Consider the following 18,048-nt stretch of genomic DNA (forward strand, 5'->3'; position numbering starts at 1 on the left):
TCGTTCCCGGGAGCCGGATGATTGAAGATCGAAATCGTCGAGGAAGATCGAATACCGCGAGAACGGGCCACCGGGGGGAATTCCGGGTCGGAGATCATGTGCCGATCTCTTCCGGAAGGACCCTCCGGGAGGAGGTGCTAGTCCCAGTTGTGGGTGTCGCGGCCCGGGATGATCACGCAGACACCGGGGAGCGGGAGACCGGCCGGAACCGGTACGCAGACCTGGGTACCGGGGGTGGGAAGCGGGGCGGGAGCGTCGGCGCTCGCGGTGCCGGCACCGGCAAGACCGATCAGTACGGCGGCGGCGAGAGTGACGCTGAGGCGCTTCATCACGGTGGTTCCCCCTTGATTTGCGGTCCGTACCGGACCCGGCCTTTTCCCGCCCGGTCCCGGTGGCCTCCGGTGTTTTCCCGGCGGCTCCTTGTGACCACAACTCTGCCGTTCGCAATGGCTTCGTTCGAGGGCTCTCACGCGCAGCTTGCTGCGTTCTGCGAGGTCACTTACTGCACCGTCCGCGGCACCCTTCCGCGCCGGGACCTGGAAGCGGAATGGATCATTGCCGTAGCCTCGACCCGGGGTAACAGGTAGATCTAGGCCAGGTAATGACCGGCCACGGCGTTGGGGGAATCCATGGGGGATCCGGATCTGGCGTTTCTCGATATCGATCCGGAGGACGAACGCTTCTACCGCGTCCTGCTCAGGAGCGGCGGCGCCGATCCCGAACAGCTCGTGCGGCACGCCGATCTGGACGAGGAGGCGGTGCGCGTCCTGCGGCAGCGGGCCACGGCCCTCGGTCTGGCCGCGATGACCGACGGGCTGCTGCGCCCGGTCAGTCCCGCCAAGGCGGTGCAGCACCTGATCGACGCACGGCTCGCCCGGATGCGGCAGGAGCTGGAGACGAGGGCGGCGGCGGACGCGATCGTGGCCTCGCTGCTCGCGGAACGGGACGCGGCCACGACCTCGGACGCGATCGCGGGGGCGGACCGGCCCCCCATGGAACGGCTGATGGGCATCGAGCAAGTGCGGGGGGCCATCGACGAGCTGACCTTCTTCACCCGGTCGGAGTCCATGACCACCTGGCCCTCCGGGGTGATGCGGCCCGAGATCATCGAGACCTCCCGGCCGGCCGACGCCCGCATCCTGCGGCGCGGGATCCGGATGCGCAGCCTGTTCGGGGCCGCCGCGCTGGACGATCCGGCCACGATGGCGTACCTGCGGGAGATGGTCGGCAAGGGGGCGGAGGTGCGGGTGTCCCGCCTCGACCTGGAGCGCATCCTCATCTTCGACCGGGCGGCGGCGCTGACGCCGATCGATCCCTCCGACAGCAAGCGGGGAGCGCTCCTGACCCGTGAACCGGGCCTGGTGACCACGCTGGTGTCCCTCTTCGACCGGATGTGGGGCCAGGCGCAGGAAATACCGGCGGCGGCGGACGAGGAAGGGCCGGCGGTGTCGGGCGAGCGCCCGACCGAACTGGAGCGCCGGATCCTGGAGTCGCTGTGCACGGCCGACAAGGACGAGAACGGGGCGCGGGACGTGGGGATCTCGGTGCGGACGTACCGCAAGTACGTGGCGACGCTGATGCACCGGCTCGACGCGTCGAACCGGTTCCACGCGGCGCTGCTCGCGCGGGAGCGCGGCTGGATCTGAGCGGGGCGGCCCCGGCGGCCGCCCGGTAAGCACGGAGTCCGCGTCGGAGGTGCTCCTCCCACGCGGACTCCCGCTAAGACGGCCACGGCTACGCGCGGGACCGCTGGAGCGCGCGGGCGCAGGAGAGCACGCCGACGGCGAGCACACCCATGACCACGTACCGCGCGGTGCCGTCGAACAGCACGGTGGACGAGGCCAGGAGGGCGATCAGCACACCGGTCGTGACGGCGAGCGGGTTCTTCTGGGTCTGGGCCATGGTGGTGGCTCCTTCGGAAGCGGGGATGGCCATTCCACTCTGACAGCGGGGTCCGTCCGCCCGGCCCCGTTACCGGTGCAGCATCCGGCATTCCGGCTCGCAGCATGCTGCGAGCCGGCCGCGCGAGAACGCCCTCCCGGCGCGGTCACCGCCCCTCGCCGCCGGATCAGCGGTCGGTGCGCGGCGCGTGCAGGCCCGTGACGACCATGTGCGTCAGCAGGGCGTAACTCTCGTCCAGGGCCTCGGGCAGCGCGAAGCCGCCGCCGGTCTCCAGGGAGACGAAGCCGTGGGCGGTGGCGCGCAGGCAGCGGGCCGCGTGGACGGCCGCGGAGTCCTCCAGGCCGTAGGCGCGCAGGGTGGCGAAGAGGATGGTGATCAGCCGTTCCCCGGCTTCGGCCGTCCGCGGCTCGGGGCTGTGCAGCAGGGCCGCGTACCGGTGGGGGTGGTGCAGGGCGTAGGTGCGCCAGGCCGTCATGAACGCGCGGATCGCCTCGTCGGCGGAGCGGCCGATGACCGCCACGCCGATCTCGTCCGCCATCTCGTTCATGATCCGCGCCGACAGGAGGTCGCGGAGCTCGGCGAGGTTGCGCACGTGCTTGTAGAGGGAGGGCGTCGCCACGCCCGCCAGGCAGGCCACCGCCGACAGGGTCAGGCCCGCCGGGCCCTGCGCGTCGACGAGGCCCAGCGCCACGTCGACCACCGCGTCGGCCGAGAGCGAGGCCCTAGGCACGGGCGGCCTCCTTCAGGAAGGACACGATGGCCGCGGCGGTTTCGGCGGGGAACTGCGCGTGGGCGTAGTGGCCCGCGCCCGCGATCGTCACGAGGCGCCCGCGCCCCTCGGGCAGTTCGGCGACGATGGCCGCGCCCTCGGCGACCGGGTCGGCCCAGTCGCAGTCGAGGCCGCCCTCGACGATCAGCGCGGGGCACCGGACGTCGCCGAGGCGGGCGCCCGCGTCGGTGGGGGCGGACATCCCCATCTTGGCGACGACGGCCATCCGGCCCGGCCGGCTCAGGTCGGCGTCGAGCGCCGCGAGGTGGGCGGCGTGACCGGCCGGGCGGGTGCCCGGGTAGGCGTGGTCGAGGTAGCGCTTCCACAGGCCGGCGCTGCGCAGGATGCCGGTGCCGAGCAGCAGGAGCATGCCCTTGCGGTAGCGGGCGTTGGAGCCCAGGGCGCCGAAGTCGATCTTCTGGGCGCGGGTGAACGGGCTGATCTCGACGATCGCGTCGACGAGCGCGGGCTCCTGTGCCGCCGCGATGGTGGCGGCGCCGCCGGCGAAGGAGTGGCCGACGATGACGGCCGGTCCGCCGAGGTGCCGGATCAGGGCGAGCAGGTCGCCCGCCACGTCGGTGCGGGTGTACGAGGCCCAGCCGGTGCTCGATTCCCCGTGTCCGCGCAGGTCGGTGGAGGCGACGCGGTATCCGGCGGTGACGAGGAGGGCGGCGGTCTCGCGGTAGGCCGCGCGGTTGTCGCCCATGCCGTGGGCGAGCACGACCAGCGGGCCTTCGCCCGTGACCTCGTAGGCGAGCCGCCCGTCGTCGGTGCTCAGAAACTCCGTCATGACCCGTCCCCCGAAGCTGTGATCAACACCTGCGGCTAATCCCTGTTGCCTGTAAGCTAATACCATTAGCCGTCAGGGTCAACTCCTACTTCGGGTCACTGTTGAACTTCGCGGCCGACCAGAAGTAGCCGAGGACGGTGAGGGCCAGGCACCAGGCGACGGCGAGCCAGCCGTTGTTGCCGATCTCGGTGCCGAGGAGCAGGCCGCGCAGGGTTTCGATGGCGGGGGTGAAGGGCTGGTACTCGGCGATGGGCTGGAACCAGCCCGGCATCCCCTCGACCGGAACGAAAGCACTCGACAGGAGCGGCAGGAGGATCATCGGGAGCGCGTTGTTGCTGGCGGCTTCCGCGTTGGGGCTGATCAGTCCCATACCGACCGCGATCCAGGTGAACGCCAGGGCGAACAGCACCAGCAGCCCGAGCGCCGCGAGCCACTCCAGCGCCGTCGCGTCCGTGGAACGGAACCCGATCGCCACACCGACGCCACCCACCAGGACCACGGACGCAATCGACTGGAGCACACTGCTGACGACGTGTCCGATGAGTACCGCACCCCGGTGGATCGCCATGGTGCGGAAACGGGCGATGATGCCCTCGGTCATGTCGTTGGACACCGACACCGCCGTACCGATCGTGGTCGACCCGATCGTCATCAGCAGCAGACCCGGCACCAGATAGGCGATGTAGTCGGACCGGCCCCCGCCCCCGATGCCCGCACTCATCACGTCTCCGAAAATGTAGACGAAGAGCAGCAGGAGCATGATCGGCGTGAGCAGCAGGTTCAGGGTGAGGGACGGGTAGCGCCGGGCGTGCAGGAGATTACGGCGCAGCATCGTGGACGAATCACGGACCGCGAGGGACAGAGAGCTCATCGGACGTTCTCCTTGGACTGGCTGGGCAGGGACTGGTCAGGGGTGCCGGTCAGGGCGAAGAACACGTCGTCGAGGTCGGGCATGTGCACGGTCAGCTCGTCCGCCTCCACACCCGCCGAGTCCAGCCGGTCAAGGACCGAGCGCAGCGCACGCTGACTGCCGTCACTGGGGATCTGCAGGACCAGCGCCTCATCGTCCCGGCCCGCCTCGCCGAGTACCGCGCCGGCCGACCGGTAGGCATGCGGATCGCAGAACCGCAGGCGCACATGCCCGCCCGGGATCATCCGCTTCAGCTCTTCCGCCGTGCCCTCCGCGACGATCCTGCCGCCGTTCAACACCGCGATCCGGTCCGCGAGTTCATCGGCCTCCTCCAAATACTGGGTCGTGAGGAAGACCGTCACACCACCCGCCACGAGCTCACGGATGATCTGCCACATGTTGTGCCGGGACCGCGGATCAAGACCCGTGGTCGGCTCATCAAGGAAAATGATCCGCGGATCACCCACCAGCGTCATCGCAATGTCCAGCCGACGCTTCATCCCACCCGAATAGGTAGACGCAGGCCTCTTCGCCGCCTCCACCAGATCGAACCGCTCCAACAACTCAGCAGCGACCCGCCGCCCCTCCACCTTCGGCAAATGATGCAGATCCGCCATCAAAAACATGTTCTCCTCACCCGTGATCAACCCATCCACGGCCGAGAACTGCCCCGTCACCCCGATCGCCGCCCGCACCCCGCCCGGGGAGGCCGCGATGTCGTGGCCCGCGACCTGGGCCTGACCGCCGCCGGCGGTGATGAGCGTGGACAGGATCTTCACAACGGTGGTCTTGCCCGCGCCGTTGGGGCCGAGCAGGGCGAAGACGGAGCCGGCCGGGATGCTCAGGTCGATGCCGTCGAGGACGGTCTTGTCGCCGTAGGACTTGCGCAGACCGACGGCGGAGACGGCTGCCGGAGACGGGTGACCGCCACCTCGGCGTGATGTGGACATGACAGAAGAAGGCATGAGGCCCTCCATTCGAAGGCTGAAGCGACAGGGGGAGAGTCGAGAGGAGAGTCGGGCGGTCAGGCCCCGGCGGTGGCGCGACGGACGTCGATGTTGCCGTACTTCGTACGGGCGCGGACCTTGACGGTGTCCGCGCCCCCCTCCGGGCTCCCGGACGCGGTGAGCGTGTTGCGCACCTGGCCGGAGCCCGAGCTGACGTCGAGCCAGGCGGCCGTGCCCTCGCGGACGCCGACCTCGATGGCCCCGTACGAGGTCTCCAACTCCACGGTGCCGCGGGCGACTTCAGCCACCCGCAGGGTGCCGTGGGCGGTCTTGGCGGTGACCGAGTCCTCTGCGCGCCGGATCTCGATGTCACCGTTGGCACCGCTCACCCGCAGCTCGCCGATGGCGGCTCCGACGGTCGTGGTGCCGTGCGAGTTCTTCAGGACGGCAGGGCCGTCGACGAAGCCGAGGCGCAGGCTGCCGGAGCTGGTGGTGATCTCGGTCGCCCCCTCGGCCCGGTCCACGGTGATCGAGCCGTGCGACGCGGTCAGCTTGAGCGGGCCGGTGGTGTCGAGGCGGACATCACCGGACGAGGTCTTCACCCGGACCTCGCCGAGCCGGCCCTCGCCGAGCACCTGGGTCCAGGAGCCGGTCGTGTCGACGTGCGAGCCCGTGGGCAGTTCCACCGTCACGTCGACGATGCCGGGCTTGCCGAACGGGTTGGACTTGGGCGTCCTGACGGTCAGCACGCCGCCCGCGAACGCGACCTCGGTCTGCTCGGCGGTCCGTACGTCCTTGTCGCGCTTCGGGTCCCGGGGCTGCACCGCGACGACGGTGTCGAGGCGGTCGCCCGCGGTGAACTGGATGGAGCCGGCCTCCACGTGTGCGGTGACCGAGATCGCTTCGGAGGTGTCGAAAGAAGGCATGGCTGTCCCGTCCTCTTGAGTCTTCTGGGCGTCCCCGCTGGTGGGACGTGGTGTGGGAGAACTGATGCGGTGCGGTGATGGAGCCGGACTAACGGACCCAGCCCGTGAAGCTCTGCCCCACGCTCTGGGACTTCTCCGCCGTACGCGGCCGGGCGCCGCCGTCGACCGCGGCCGACACGGCGCGCACCAGCCACGCGTTGACCGACAGCCCCTCACGGCTCGCGGCCTCCTCGGCGCGGGTCTTGAGGTGGGCCGGCAGCCGCAGGTTGACGCGGGCGGTGCCGCCCTCGTCCCCCTCGGGGGATGCGTGCGGCGCGAGCGGTTCGGCGAACGCAGCGGTGGTGGCGGGCTCCACGGGGGCGTGAATCTCGACCGCCGGAACCGTCACCACGAACTCGGGGTCGAGCCCGCGCAGTCGTACGTCGACCGAGCCCGGGGCGAGTTCGCGGGTGATCTCGTCCATCGCGGCGGAGAGCACGTTGAGCAGGGTCAGCCTGGTGGCCGACTCCAGAGGGGCGGTGAGCCTCTCGGCCAGCTTGCGGGCTTCGTCGCCGCCGGCCTCGGCGGCGACGGCGAGCTCTTGGCGGAGGGTGGCGACGTAGGGCGTGAGGTCCATGTCGCACAGCATGGCACAGACGTGGCGCCATGTCGAGCCAATGTGGCGCCACTCTGCCGTGCGGCGATGTCGCGAACCATGAAATGCCTGGTCAGCGCGATGGCGCCATCATGCACCATCGTGGCGCTAGGGCGGCATCATCCCTCCTCGGGGCAAGGCCCTACCCGCCCTGCGGGCAATCCAGCCGCGTGCACGTACAGGCCGACGCCAGGAAAAATCCAGCCCCTCCGGCGTTTGAGGAGCGGGGGTCCGGGGGCTGGCCCCCGGAGACGGCGCCGCACGCGGCAACGGGCCCGGGGTCAGGACGGGGACGCCGTCCGCCGCGCGTAGTGGCGGGCCGCCTTCGCGCGGTTGCCGCAGCCCGTGCTCGTGCACCAGCGGCGGGTGCCATTGCGGCTGACGTCGTGGAAGCGCAGCCCACAGCTCGGGTTCGCACAACTCCGCACCCGGTCCCCCGCCGTGCTGAGCAGCCGGAGGTGGTCCGCCGCCGCGAGGTACCCGAGCAGGCGGCCCGAGTCGGGCACCTCCAGCCGCTCGACGGGCCCGGCGGCGGTGAGCAGCCGGCGGATGCGGCCCGCGTCGAGCAGCCGGTTGAAGGCGTCGAGCGCCCCCGGCCCCGCGTCGGCGCGCCCGACCACGCCGGCCAGCGCGGAGCGGGCGGCCCGGGCGGCGGCCAGGGTGGCCCGGTCGGCACGCAGCTCGCCGCCGGCGTACGCGGCGGCCACCCGGGACCCGGCCAGCCAGCACGCGAGGCCGTCGGTGGAGTCCAGCAGGTCGTGGCGGCCGTACCGGTCGTGCCAGTCGGTGTTGAGGAGGTCCAGGCTGAGCGGCTCGCCGGTCAGCGGACGCGGATCGGGTGCGCCGGCCCCCGTGATCGGTACGCCGGCCCCCGTGATCGGCGTGCCCGCCCCCGTGATCGCCGCCCCCGCGCGGTCCACGCTCATCCCCTCGGCCCGGTCATCCCCGCGGCCCGATGCGCACGGCTTCGGGGACGGTCACGAAGGCGCAGTACGGCGACGAGCCCTCGACCCGGTACAGCTCCACGGCCTGCGGCGCCGCGAGGATCCCCGGCAGGATCAGCTGCCACAGCCGGGTCAGGTGTCCGCGCAGCGGCCCGCAGGAATCGCCAGGGCGGTGTTTCTCCCCGCGCAGGCACACGTCCATCCCGATCAGGGAGTGCACGAGTTGCGCGGCCGTCCCCCAGGGGTCGGCCGCGCCGGCCAGGGCGTCGGCCAGCTCCTCGCGGACGGCATCGGTCCAGGAGACGCTGCCGTCGGGGTAGTGCACGAACTCCCGGGTCAGCCGCGCGCCCGCCCGTACGACGGGGTCGTGACCGAGTCGCCCGGCGACGGCGTGCGTCATGTCGACGGCGGCTTGCAAGGGCCGGATCCCGCGGTGCGGTACCGCGGCCAGCGCGCCGACGACGGTCTGCCGGGCTTCCGTGCGCACCGCTCTGACCAGGTCGTCCTTGGCGGGGAAGTGGTACATCAAGGCACCCTTGGTCACTCCCGCGGTGGTGCAGATGACGGCGAGCGAGGCCCCTTCGTAGCCGTAGAGGTCGATGGCCTTGGCGGCGCCGTTGATCAGAGCCCGGCGCGTCCGCTCGGCTCGCTCCTGCTGCGCCATGGGCGCTCCTCGTGCGTAGGGGATGGAGACGTACGGGTGGTGCGGCCGGGGCGGGCCCGCCCCGGCCGCACCACCCGTACGGTCAGGCCGCGGAGCCGGCCGGGACGGAGGCCAGGCTGTCCTCGAAGCTCTTGCGGAGCTGGGCGCGGCGGAGCTTGCCGATGCCGGTCTTGGGGATCTCGGACCGGTCGACGGGCAGCAGGTGCCGTACGTCGACGCCGAGCCGCTCGCGGACGCGCTCGCGGATCCGCTCGCCCTGCTCCCCGGTGAGGGTGCCGGTGCGCGGGCTGAAGAAGACGGCGAGCTCCTCGGGGCCGCCGGGCTCGGCGGTGACGAGGGAGGCGACGGTGTACGAGGGCTCGATGAAGTCGAGTTCCTCGACGGCGGCCTCGATCTCGTGGCCGTGGTAGGCGATGTCGCCGAGCTGGATGACGTCGTCGGTGCGGCCGGTGACGGTGAGGATGCCGTTCTCGACGTACGCCAGGTCGCCGGTCTTGAACCAGCCGTCCTCGGTGAAGGACTGCCGGTTCTGCACGGGGTTGTCGTAGTACCCGGAGGTGATGGTCGAGCCGGTGACCTGGAGGCGGCCGGTGATGCCCCAGGGCACGAGCTCGCCGTGCTCGTCGACGACCCGGATGCGGGTGCCGGGCTGGGGGCGGCCGACGGGCACGTAGCGGTCGTCGCCGGCGGCGGCCTCGGTGAACTGGCAGTCGGCCACACCGGCGGTGGTCTCGGACATGCCCCAGCCGGGGAACATGGCGGTGGCGGGCAGCCCGTAGGGGGCCAGCAGGTCCAGGAAGCGGCGGACGACGCCGGAGCGGACTGCCTCGCCGCCGTTCATGATGTAGCGCAGCGGGCTCAGGTCCCAGCCGCGGCCCTCGAAGCGGTCGGCCTGGTCGTTGACGAGCACGAAGGCGAAGTTGGGCGCCCAGGTGGTGTCGGCCCGGTGGGTGGAGACGGCGTCGAGCCAGCGCAGCGGGTCCTCGAGCACCCACTGGATCTTGGCGTGGACCTGCGCGGCGCCGAGGAAGACGTCGCGGGCGTGGAACATCACGAGCCCGCCGATGTGGTCCAGCGGCATCCAGTTGAAGGTGCGGGTGTCCGCGTCGAGCTTGTTCGCGCGGGAGGTGGCCGCGCTGCGCGTGAGGATGTTGCGGTGGGTCAGGGTGACGGCCTTGGGCACGCCGGTGCTGCCGGAGGTGAGCAGCAGCACGGCCGGGTCCGCGGCGTCCGGCTGGTGCGGGGCGAGGTCCGGCTCGTGGGCGGTGCGCAGGCTCGCCACGTCGCCCAGGTGGGCGGCGGTCCAGCCGGCATCGGCGGTGACGGCGGGCGCGATCTCCTGGCCGGTGCCGGTCAGCACGCGGGGGCGGCCGTACCCGCCCCAGACGCGCTCCAGCAGGCCGGGGCCGTTGACCGCGTCGGCGCTGACGGGCAGCGGCAGGAAGCCGCCGAGGACGCAGCCCCAGAAACCGGCGAGGAGGTCGGCGTCGTCGGCCGACTGGAGGATGATCTTCTCGCCGACCACGGCGCCGGAGGCGCGCAGGCCGGCCAGGACGCGCGAGGCGTCGTCGAGCAGCTCGGCATAGCTCTGGTGGACCTCGGTGCCGTCGGCGCGGATGTACGTCACCCCCCGGCCCTCGCTCCCGGCGACGGCGCGGGCGAGGGCGGCGCCGAGGTGCCCGACGCCGGTTTCGGGGGCGGGCCCGCCGTCGAGCAGCGATATGCCGGTGCCGGTCATGCCTGGTTCTCCTCTTGCTGAGCGGTGTCGGACGCGGTGGGGGCGGTGCCGGCGGGGGTCGCCGTGGCCACGATGACGAGCGGGCCCCGGCCGTGGAAGGGCGCGGGCTCCTTGCGGAACCCGCCGTACTCGGCCGTGATGGTCAGTCCCGCCGCGGCCAGCAGTCCGCGCACCTCGGGCCCGGTCAGGACGGCCTGGTCGAAGAAGTTGTCGTACATGGCGACCGTGCCGTCCGCGGTGCGGACCAGCAGGGTCTCCTCGTTGCGCCAGTTCGCGGCGTGCGCGTTGATGAACTGGCGGGCGAGGCGGGTGATGAGCACCCCGTCCCGGCGGTGGTGGCCGATGCTGTCGGGCTGGAAGGAGTCGACGAAGTTCAGCAGGTGGCCGAACTCCAGGACGACCTGCCCGCCGGGGGCCAGCAGCTCGCGGAGGGAGCGCAGGACCGCCGGGAGCCGGTCGCGCTCCAGGTAGTTGAGCGTCATGAAGAGGCTGTAGACGAGGTCGTAGCGCTCGTCGGTGCGGTACTCCTCGGCGCGGGCCTCCACGTAGGAGATCCCCGCACCGCCGGCGGTGCGGGCGTACTCCAGGAACGCGGCGCTCTGGTCGACGCCGGTGCCGCGGTGGCCGCGCTCGCGCAGGGCGCGCAGGTTGGATCCGGTGCCGCAGCCCAGGTCGAGCACGGTGCCCGCGTCGGGGAGCAGGGACGCGAGGAACTCCGTCTCGGCGTCGAGGTTGCGGAAGTCCTTGCGCATGATCTCGTAGTACTCACCGGGGAATTCGAAGCTCGTGCCGGTCAAATCCGTCATCCTCCTCGGATGTCAGTGCTCGTCGGTCGTCGGTGCGCGGTACTCATCGGCGCGCAGTACTCATCGGCACTACGTGGGCACGGCCTCGCGCATGGTCCGGTAGCCGCGCGGGGTGAGGCCGTACCGGTCGCGGAAGAGGCGGCTGAAGTGCGAGGCCTGGTAGAGGCCGGACCGTTCGCCGATCACCCCGACGGGCAGGTGTCCGAGCCGCGGGTCGCGCAGCTCCGACCTGCAGCGGGCGAGGCGCTCGTCCCGGATCCAACGGGCGGGGCTGGTCCCGTGCTCCTGGAAGATCCGCTGGAGGTAGCGCAGCGAGATGTTGTGGTGCTCGGCGACCGCCTGCGGTGTGAGCTCGGGGTCGGAGAGCCGTGCGCGGATGTACGCCTGGATGCCCAGCATGAGGTCGTGCCGGGCCACCTCGTCCTCGGCGGCCACGTGGCGCAGCCGGTCGGCGAGGACGGCCGCGGCCAGGCCCGCCACGGTGGCGCCGACCCGGTCGACGGCGGAGTGGATCTCGGTGCCGTGGTCGTGGAGTCCGGCGAGGAGCTGGGAGAGCAGGGCGCCGGCGCCCATCCGCCCGCACCAGCCGGTGGCGGTGAGCTTCGCGGTGTCCCCGGCCGACATGCCGAGGTGCCGGTGCGGGAGCTGCACTTCGACCAGGTGGAAGGGCCGGGGCAGCAGGAGGCGGTACGGGCGGCTGGTGTCGCAGCAGATGATCTGCGGGCCGCTCGCCTGGCCCCGGCGGCCGTCCTGGTGGACGTGGATCTCACCGGCCAGTGCCCGGAACACCCGCAGGGACTCGGAGGGGTCGGGGCGGATGTGGCGGCCGGGGCGTACGGCCTCGTGGGCCTCCCCGGTGACGAGGGAGATGGTCACGTCGCCGAAGTCGCGGCGGACGGTGGTCCCGTACACGGACTCGCCGTGTGTGCGGATGACCCGCGCCGTGCCGGGGACGGGCGCGGCGAGCGGTGGACTGCGGTCCGGCACGGATGCGCTCGGCCCGCGGAGGGGCAGCATGTCCATCGTTCTCCTCGCTCCGGGAAGCGTCATGCCCTCGTGACAGGCAGGCCCATAAAAACATACGTGCATGCAGGTACTAGCACGCCATCAGATGTTGTAATCAGCAGGGCCCAGGACCGGCTTTCGTGCGTAAACAGGCCATGAACAGGCGCATTTACGCAAGCCGACAGACAGGTCGGCCGGTACAGTTGAGGGTGAGGACTGGCCGGACAACGCGGCTTCACGTGCGGTCATGGATGTAGTTTCCGAACGAGGGGTATCACGTGACGATCAAGGTCGGCATCAACGGATTCGGCCGCATCGGCCGCAGCTTCTTCCGCGCCGCCCTTCAGCGGGGCACCGGCCTGGAGGTGGTCGCCGTCAACGACCTCACCGACGCCGCGACGCTGGCCCACCTGCTCAAGTACGACAGCACCCTCGGCAAGCTCGGCCACGACGTCCGCGCGGCCGAGGGCAACCTCGTCATCGACGGGCGCACCATACGCGTGACCGCCGAGCGCGACCCGGCCAAGCTGCCGTGGGGCGAGCTGGAGGTGGACGTGGTCATCGAGTCCACGGGTGTGTTCACCGACGCGCACAAGGCACGCGCCCACCTGGAGGCCGGTGCCCGCAAGGTCATCATCAGCGCGCCCTCGAAGAACGAGGACCTGACGATCGCCTTCGGCATCAACGACGACCTCTACGACCCGGCCGTGCACGACATCGTCTCCAACGCCTCGTGCACGACCAACTGCCTGGCCCCGCTGGCCAAGGTCCTCGACGACGCGCTCGGCATCGAGCACGGCCTGATGACCACGGTCCACGCCTACACCGCGGACCAGAACCTCCAGGACGGACCGCACACCGACCTGCGCCGCGCCCGCTCGGCGGCGACGAACACCGTGCCGACCACCACCGGCGCGGCCAAGGCCATCGGCCTGGTCCTGCCGCAGCTCAAGGGCAAGCTCGACGGGTACGCGCTGCGCGTGCCGATCCCGACGGGCTCCGCCACCGACCTCACCGTGCGCGTCGGCCGCGCGACGACGGTCGAGGAGGTCAACGAGATCTTCGCGAAGGCCGCCGAAGGCGCTCTCGCTGGCATCCTCACCTACACCGACGAGCCGATCGTCTCCAGCGACATCGTCACCGACCCCGCGTCGTGCATCTTCGACTCGGGCCTGACCAAGGTGATCGGCGACGGGCGCCAGGTCAAGATCGTCGGCTGGTACGACAACGAGTGGGGCTTCTCCAACCGCGTTGTGGACACCGCCCTGCTGATCGGCGCCCGCTGACCGGCGCCCGTAGCCGGGCGCCCGCCGACGGCCACCCCGTCGGCCGCGGCGCCCGTCCCGACCGGAGGTTCCCGATTCCCGTGATCAAGACCCCCCACCACGAGGGTGAACAGGCCGTCCAGAAGCAGGCCGGCGAAGGCGGTCCCGGCTGGGGCTCGCCGATGTTCGACGACGTGATCCAGCCCGGCTTCGACCAGTACCTGATGCGTCAGCGCATGCTCTTCCTGGGCGGCGCCGACGCCACGGGCGCCATGTGGTCCTCCCTGGTCACGGGCGACCCCGGCTTCGCCCTGCCCACCAGTCGGCGCACGATCACGCTGTCCTCCCTGCCCGTGCCCGGCGATCCGCTGGCCGGAGCCTTCGCCGAGACCGCCGACATCGGACTGCTGGCCCTCGAACCGCACACGACGACCCGGATCCGGATCAACGGCGTGGCGCGGCGCGAAGGGGAGTCGCTGCACATCCGCACAGAACAGGTACTGGGCAACTGCCCCAAGTACCTCCAGGTGCGGGTCCCGGTCGCGGACGGGCCCGCCTCCGCGCCCCGGGAGACCCGGGACGGCGACGCGCTCACGCCCGGGCAGGAGAAGTGGATCACCGGGGCGGACACCTTCTTCATCGCCAGCCAGGCCGACGGCTACGGCGCGGACTCCTCGCACCGGGGCGGCGACCCCGGTTTCGTCACGGTGGCGGGACCGCGCAGGCTCGTATGGCCCGACTACTTCGGCAATTCCTTCTACATGACCCTGGGCAATCTGCAGCTCAACGAGAACTGCGGACTGCTCTTCCTGGACTGGGAGTCCGGCCACACCCTGCAACTGACGGGCAAGGCACGGATCAACTGGGCCGAGGGGGACCGGGCGGACGTGCCCGGAGCCCTGCGGATGTGCGAGTTCGACATCGAGCGCGTGGTGCAGATCGACGGGGCGACCCGGCTGCGCTGGGCCTTCGGCGGTCCCTCGCCCTACAACCCGCCGGCACCGGCGCGCGGCTGACCCCCCGCGGCCCCGCGCCGTCCCCCTCCCCCGCTTGACCCCCGGTCACCGTCCGGCCGTGCCGCCTCCCCCGTCGGCACGGCCGGACGGTGTTGTACGCCCTGCCCGCCCCCGCGCTCTTCCCCGTCCCCGTCCCCTTCGAAGGACTCCCACCCTTAAGGATTGCGCCATGCCCGATGCCGACGATCCGTACACGACCTCCCCCCGGCTCCGCGCCGACGTCTCGACGCTCCCCGCCTACGTGCCGGGCCGCGCGGCCCGCGACGAGTTCGTCGACAAGCTCTCCTCGAACGAGAACCCGTACCCGCCGCTCCCGTCGGTCATCGCCGCGGTCGAGACCTGGCTGGGCCGCCTCAACCGCTATCCCGACCCCACCGCGGCCGAGCTCATCACGGAACTCTCCGGGCGCCTCGGCGTACCCGCCGGCCACCTGGTGCTGGGCACCGGCTCGGTCGGCATCACCCAGCACCTGGTCGCCGCCGCCGCGGGCCCGGGCGACGAGGTCGTCTTCGCCTGGCGCTCGTTCGAGGCGTATCCGCTGCTGGCCTGGGCCGCCGGGGCCACCTCCGTACAGGTCCCGCTGCGCGACGAGACGCACGACCTGGACGCACTGGCCGACGCGGTCACCGACCGCACCCGCCTGATCTTCGTCTGCAACCCGAACAACCCGACCGGCACCGCCGTACGCCGCGCCGAACTGGAACGCTTCCTGGACCGCGTGCCCCCGGACGTGCTGGTCGTCATCGACGAGGCCTACCGCGAGTTCGTCGACACCCGCGAAGACGTCCCGGACGGCATCGACCTCTACCGGGACCGCCCCAACGTGGCCGTGCTGCGCACCTTCTCCAAGGCCTACGGACTGGCCGCGCTCCGCGTCGGCTACGCGGTGGCCCACCCCCGCGTGACGGCCGCCCTGCGCGCCTGCTCCGTACCCCTCGGCGTGAGCGGCCCCGCCCAGGCCGCCGCCCTGGCCTCGCTGCGGGCCACGGAGGAACTCCGCGAGCGCGTGGCCGACCTGGTCGCGGAACGCGATCGCGTCAGCGCCACCCTGCGCGCCGAGGGCTTCGAAGTCCCGGAGAGCCACGCCAACTTCGTCTGGCTGCGCCTCGGCTCCCGTACCGCCTACTTCGCGGACGCCTGCGAGGCTGCCGGCCTGATGGTCCGCCCCTTCGGCGAAGAGGGCGTCCGCATCACGATCGGCGCCCCGTCCGCGAACGACCGCCTCCTGAAGACGGCGGCCGACTGGAACCACTGAGCCGGGCACGTACGAACGAGGCGGCGCACTCCGACCTGCGGGTCGGGGTACGCCGCCTTCGGACGGGACGGGACTGCACGTCAGAGGCTGCGGGCGGTGATGTCGCCGTAGGCGGTGGTCGCGTGGATGTCGAGCCTGGCGGCGGCGCCCTCGGCGTTGCGCAGGGCGTTGTGGATCCGGCCGAGGGCGGCACCGGCGTCGAGGGTGGCGCTGACCCCGCGCCCGGCGCCGACCACGATCTCCCCGTACTCGGTGTGCAGTTCGACCGTGCCGCCCAGCGCCTCGACGATGCTCAGGTCGCCCTTCTGGGTGCTGATCCGGGCGGAACCACCCAGACGACCGACCGAAACGTCACCGGCCGCCAGGGTCACCTGGGCACTCGCAGCCTCATCGAGCTTGACCGAGCCCTGCGCGGCCTCGAAGACCACGTCACCGAGACGTCCGACGCCCCGGAGCTCGGCACCGGCCGCCTTCGCCTCGACCCGGGAACCGGCGGGCAGCTGAACGGTCACCTCGACGGCGCCGGAGGCACCCAGGAGCTGGCTCTTCGCCGAGGCCGTGATCCGCAGCACCCCGCCCCCGAACTCGACCAGGGTCTGCTCGGCCGCCTTCACATCGCGGCCCTTCGAAGCGTCCGCGGGCCGGACCTCGACCACGGTGTCCGCACGATCCGCGGCGATGAACCGGACGGCGCCGGCGGGGATGTCCAGAACGGCGGAGATCGGGGCGGTGGTGGCGAACTTCTGCATAATTCTCTCCTGCGACTCGTTGTTTCCGATGAAGGAAAAGCTACGTTGCTTTCCAAGTTCCAGCAAGAAGTTCGTTGCGATGAACCATGATATCCGCAGGTCAAAAGCCCACAATCATTGCGAAGGGCTGAAGTCAAATGCAACGACAGCCACTCAGGACGTTGCAATGAGGTGAAAGTGAACGCTATACTGGAGGCACGACGACCCAAAAAGGAGACCGCGATGCCGGGAGGCAGGCTCACCCAGCAGGAACGCCGGCAGATCGCGCTGGGAGTGGCCGATGGCCTCGCCTACGCGGAGATCGCCAGACAGCTGGACCGACCGACCTCGACCATCACGCGCGAGGTCATGCGCAACGGAGGCCCCAGCGCCTACCGCGCCGATCTGGCCCACCGCGCCACCGAAGCCCGCGCGCACCGGCGCAAGCAGACCGCGCCCCGCGTACCGCAGGCCGCCCCGCAGGCCTACGGACGGGACGCCGAGGCCGTACGCGCCTACGAGGAGGTGTTCACCACCGTCATGATGGCTTCGGGCATGCCCACCATGACGGCCCGGGTGATGGCCTGCCTCACCCTCACCGACACGGGCAGCCTCACCGCGTCGGAACTCGTCCAGCGCCTCCATGTCAGCCCGGCCTCGGTGTCGAAGTCGATAACGTTCCTGGAGGGACAGGGCCTCATCCGACGGGAACGCGAGGAAGGCCGCCGCGAGCGCTACGTCGTCGACGACGACATCTGGTACCAGTCGATGATGGCCAGCGCCCGCTCCACCGCCCAGATCGTCGAGACGGCGCGGCAGGGCGTCACCGTCCTCGGCGCCGGCACCCCGGCCGGCACCCGCATGGAGAACATCGCCCGCTTCCTCGACTTCGTCTCCGAGAGCATCGCCCGCGCCGCGGAACAGGCCCGCGAGATCCTCCACACGAAGCCGCAGGCCCCCTCGGACGCCGGTGACGCGGGTGATGCGAGCGACCCCGAAAGGAATGTCGCGAAGACCGATGAGTTTCCCGGGGAGCCACGGTCTTAGATCATGAAAGGCGCGCCACAGCGGCCACGCACGTGGCCGCAGGGCGTACCGGACGACCTGACGAACCTGACGATCCGCCGAGAGCCCGCCACTACAACCCGAGGAACACACGATGCGCACCCTGATCAGCTCCGCCTTCATCTCCCTCGACGGCGTCGTGGAGGCTCCCGGCGGCGAGCCCGGCTACCGGAACTCAGGCTGGACCTTCAAGAACGTCGAGTTCCTGCCCGAGGCGTTCGAGATCAAGGGCCGGGAGCAGAAGGAATCCGCCGCGATGCTGCTCGGCCGGACCAGCTACGAGGCGTTCAGCCCCGTGTGGCCCGGCATGGAGGACTTCGCCGACTACAAGGTGATGCCGAAGTACGTCGTGTCCACCACCCTCGCCGAGGACGACCTGGTGTCGGACTGGGGCGACACCACGATCCTGCGCTCGCTCGACGAGGTCGCCGCGCTGAAGGAGACCGAGGGCGGCCCGATCATCATGCACGGCAGCGCCGCCCTGAACCGGGCGCTCTCCGACGCCGGCCTGATCGACCGGTACCACCTGCTGGTCTTCCCGCTGCTCCTCGGTGCGGGCAAGCGGCTCTTCAGCGCCACCGACAAGGACGCGCAGAAGCTGAAGCTCGTCGAGCACGCGGCGTACGACAACGGCCTGCAGCTGAACGTCTTCGACGTCGTCCGCTGACCCGAGCCCGTCCCCGC

General features: G+C 71.2%; 20 protein-coding genes. 6 read left to right on the forward strand and 14 right to left on the reverse strand.

The window, feature by feature from the left end:
• Positions 1-137 precede the first annotated feature (137 nt).
• Positions 138-329, reverse strand: coding sequence for a hypothetical protein (locus ACFYM0_RS27865; RefSeq protein ID WP_388506100.1), 192 nt, complete (start codon positions 327-329; stop codon positions 138-140).
• Between the two features lie 300 nt (positions 330-629).
• On the opposite strand from ACFYM0_RS27865, the gene ACFYM0_RS27870 reads away from it, so the two are divergent.
• Positions 630-1,646 (forward strand): helix-turn-helix transcriptional regulator, encoded by a 1,017-nt coding sequence (locus ACFYM0_RS27870; protein ID WP_388506102.1) that lies wholly within the window; start codon positions 630-632, stop codon positions 1,644-1,646.
• Between the two features lie 88 nt (positions 1,647-1,734).
• Here ACFYM0_RS27870 and ACFYM0_RS27875 read toward each other — a convergent pair whose 3' ends face one another.
• From ACFYM0_RS27875 to ACFYM0_RS27930, 12 genes are all read right to left on the reverse strand, one after another.
• Positions 1,735-1,902, reverse strand: coding sequence for a hypothetical protein (locus ACFYM0_RS27875; protein WP_250744256.1), 168 nt, complete (start codon positions 1,900-1,902; stop codon positions 1,735-1,737).
• A gap of 166 nt (positions 1,903-2,068) precedes the next feature.
• Entirely contained in the window at positions 2,069-2,632 is a 564-nt protein-coding gene (locus ACFYM0_RS27880; RefSeq protein ID WP_388506104.1) for a TetR/AcrR family transcriptional regulator, read from the reverse strand.
• Positions 2,625-3,461, reverse strand: a complete 837-nt coding sequence (locus tag ACFYM0_RS27885; protein ID WP_388506106.1) for an alpha/beta fold hydrolase — start codon at positions 3,459-3,461, stop codon at positions 2,625-2,627. The genes ACFYM0_RS27880 and ACFYM0_RS27885 overlap by 8 nt, the downstream gene beginning before the upstream one ends.
• Before the next feature lie 85 nt (positions 3,462-3,546).
• Entirely contained in the window at positions 3,547-4,332 is a 786-nt protein-coding gene (locus ACFYM0_RS27890; RefSeq protein ID WP_388506108.1) for an ABC transporter permease, read from the reverse strand.
• Positions 4,329-5,336, reverse strand: a complete 1,008-nt coding sequence (locus ACFYM0_RS27895; protein WP_388506110.1) for an ATP-binding cassette domain-containing protein — start codon at positions 5,334-5,336, stop codon at positions 4,329-4,331. Before ACFYM0_RS27895 ends, ACFYM0_RS27890 begins: the two co-directional genes overlap by 4 nt.
• 59 nt (positions 5,337-5,395) lie before the next feature.
• Positions 5,396-6,244, reverse strand: coding sequence for a DUF4097 domain-containing protein (locus ACFYM0_RS27900; protein WP_388506112.1), 849 nt, complete (start codon positions 6,242-6,244; stop codon positions 5,396-5,398).
• A gap of 88 nt (positions 6,245-6,332) precedes the next feature.
• On the reverse strand, positions 6,333-6,860 hold the full coding sequence (locus tag ACFYM0_RS27905) for a hypothetical protein (RefSeq protein ID WP_388506114.1): 528 nt from the start codon (positions 6,858-6,860) through the stop codon (positions 6,333-6,335).
• A 299-nt stretch (positions 6,861-7,159) separates the two neighbouring features.
• Entirely contained in the window at positions 7,160-7,798 is a 639-nt protein-coding gene (locus tag ACFYM0_RS27910; RefSeq protein WP_388506116.1) for a CGNR zinc finger domain-containing protein, read from the reverse strand.
• A gap of 19 nt (positions 7,799-7,817) precedes the next feature.
• Positions 7,818-8,486, reverse strand: coding sequence for a TetR family transcriptional regulator (locus tag ACFYM0_RS27915; protein WP_388506118.1), 669 nt, complete (start codon positions 8,484-8,486; stop codon positions 7,818-7,820).
• 82 nt (positions 8,487-8,568) lie between these two features.
• Entirely contained in the window at positions 8,569-10,224 is a 1,656-nt protein-coding gene (locus ACFYM0_RS27920; RefSeq protein ID WP_388506120.1) for an AMP-binding protein, read from the reverse strand.
• Positions 10,221-11,030, reverse strand: a complete 810-nt coding sequence (locus tag ACFYM0_RS27925) for a class I SAM-dependent methyltransferase (RefSeq protein WP_388506122.1) — start codon at positions 11,028-11,030, stop codon at positions 10,221-10,223. Before ACFYM0_RS27925 ends, ACFYM0_RS27920 begins: the two co-directional genes overlap by 4 nt.
• 69 nt (positions 11,031-11,099) lie before the next feature.
• Entirely contained in the window at positions 11,100-12,053 is a 954-nt protein-coding gene (locus ACFYM0_RS27930) for a helix-turn-helix domain-containing protein (RefSeq protein WP_388506124.1), read from the reverse strand.
• A 260-nt stretch (positions 12,054-12,313) separates the two neighbouring features.
• On the opposite strand from ACFYM0_RS27930, the gene gap reads away from it, so the two are divergent.
• The 3 genes from gap (at position 12,314) to hisC (ending at position 15,571) form a co-directional block, all read left to right on the forward strand.
• Complete coding sequence (gene gap, locus ACFYM0_RS27935) at positions 12,314-13,321, forward strand: type I glyceraldehyde-3-phosphate dehydrogenase (RefSeq protein WP_327257887.1); 1,008 nt, start codon at positions 12,314-12,316, stop codon at positions 13,319-13,321.
• Positions 13,322-13,401: 80 nt separating this feature from the next.
• On the forward strand, positions 13,402-14,316 hold the full coding sequence (locus ACFYM0_RS27940; protein WP_388506126.1) for a pyridoxamine 5'-phosphate oxidase family protein: 915 nt from the start codon (positions 13,402-13,404) through the stop codon (positions 14,314-14,316).
• A 169-nt stretch (positions 14,317-14,485) separates the two neighbouring features.
• On the forward strand, positions 14,486-15,571 hold the full coding sequence (gene hisC, locus ACFYM0_RS27945; RefSeq protein ID WP_388506128.1) for a histidinol-phosphate transaminase: 1,086 nt from the start codon (positions 14,486-14,488) through the stop codon (positions 15,569-15,571).
• Positions 15,572-15,651: 80 nt separating this feature from the next.
• Here the strand turns inward: hisC and ACFYM0_RS27950 are convergent, their stop codons facing one another.
• Entirely contained in the window at positions 15,652-16,320 is a 669-nt protein-coding gene (locus tag ACFYM0_RS27950; protein ID WP_388506129.1) for a DUF4097 family beta strand repeat-containing protein, read from the reverse strand.
• A 222-nt stretch (positions 16,321-16,542) separates the two neighbouring features.
• Here ACFYM0_RS27950 and ACFYM0_RS27955 point away from each other — a divergent pair, with 222 nt between their 5' ends.
• A complete protein-coding gene (locus tag ACFYM0_RS27955; protein ID WP_388506130.1) occupies positions 16,543-17,346 on the forward strand; it encodes a helix-turn-helix domain-containing protein in 804 nt (267 codons plus the stop codon).
• Between the two features lie 112 nt (positions 17,347-17,458).
• Complete coding sequence (locus ACFYM0_RS27960; RefSeq protein WP_388506132.1) at positions 17,459-18,031, forward strand: dihydrofolate reductase family protein; 573 nt, start codon at positions 17,459-17,461, stop codon at positions 18,029-18,031.
• Positions 18,032-18,048: the final 17 nt, after the last annotated feature.

Origin of the sequence: Streptomyces sp. NPDC006487 (assembly GCF_042870555.1) — a bacterium.
In the GTDB taxonomy this organism is placed as follows: Bacteria; Actinomycetota; Actinomycetes; order Streptomycetales; family Streptomycetaceae; genus Streptomyces.

Excerpts from the sequence above, each read along its gene's own strand:
- ACFYM0_RS27865 (WP_388506100.1), bottom strand. The coding sequence starts at position 329 with ATGAAGCGCCTCAGCGTCACTCTCGCCGCCGCCGTACTGATCGGTCTT.
- ACFYM0_RS27870 (WP_388506102.1), top strand. The coding sequence starts at position 630 with ATGGGGGATCCGGATCTGGCGTTTCTCGATATCGATCCGGAGGACGAA.
- ACFYM0_RS27875 (WP_250744256.1), bottom strand. The coding sequence starts at position 1,902 with ATGGCCCAGACCCAGAAGAACCCGCTCGCCGTCACGACCGGTGTGCTG.
- ACFYM0_RS27885 (WP_388506106.1), bottom strand. The coding sequence starts at position 3,461 with ATGACGGAGTTTCTGAGCACCGACGACGGGCGGCTCGCCTACGAGGTC.
- ACFYM0_RS27890 (WP_388506108.1), bottom strand. The coding sequence starts at position 4,332 with ATGAGCTCTCTGTCCCTCGCGGTCCGTGATTCGTCCACGATGCTGCGC.
- ACFYM0_RS27895 (WP_388506110.1), bottom strand. The coding sequence starts at position 5,336 with ATGCCTTCTTCTGTCATGTCCACATCACGCCGAGGTGGCGGTCACCCG.
- ACFYM0_RS27900 (WP_388506112.1), bottom strand. The coding sequence starts at position 6,244 with ATGCCTTCTTTCGACACCTCCGAAGCGATCTCGGTCACCGCACACGTG.
- ACFYM0_RS27905 (WP_388506114.1), bottom strand. The coding sequence starts at position 6,860 with ATGGACCTCACGCCCTACGTCGCCACCCTCCGCCAAGAGCTCGCCGTC.
- ACFYM0_RS27915 (WP_388506118.1), bottom strand. The coding sequence starts at position 8,486 with ATGGCGCAGCAGGAGCGAGCCGAGCGGACGCGCCGGGCTCTGATCAAC.
- ACFYM0_RS27920 (WP_388506120.1), bottom strand. The coding sequence starts at position 10,224 with ATGACCGGCACCGGCATATCGCTGCTCGACGGCGGGCCCGCCCCCGAA.
- ACFYM0_RS27925 (WP_388506122.1), bottom strand. The coding sequence starts at position 11,030 with ATGACGGATTTGACCGGCACGAGCTTCGAATTCCCCGGTGAGTACTAC.
- ACFYM0_RS27930 (WP_388506124.1), bottom strand. The coding sequence starts at position 12,053 with ATGGACATGCTGCCCCTCCGCGGGCCGAGCGCATCCGTGCCGGACCGC.
- hisC (WP_388506128.1), top strand. The coding sequence starts at position 14,486 with ATGCCCGATGCCGACGATCCGTACACGACCTCCCCCCGGCTCCGCGCC.
- ACFYM0_RS27950 (WP_388506129.1), bottom strand. The coding sequence starts at position 16,320 with ATGCAGAAGTTCGCCACCACCGCCCCGATCTCCGCCGTTCTGGACATC.
- ACFYM0_RS27955 (WP_388506130.1), top strand. The coding sequence starts at position 16,543 with ATGCCGGGAGGCAGGCTCACCCAGCAGGAACGCCGGCAGATCGCGCTG.
- ACFYM0_RS27960 (WP_388506132.1), top strand. The coding sequence starts at position 17,459 with ATGCGCACCCTGATCAGCTCCGCCTTCATCTCCCTCGACGGCGTCGTG.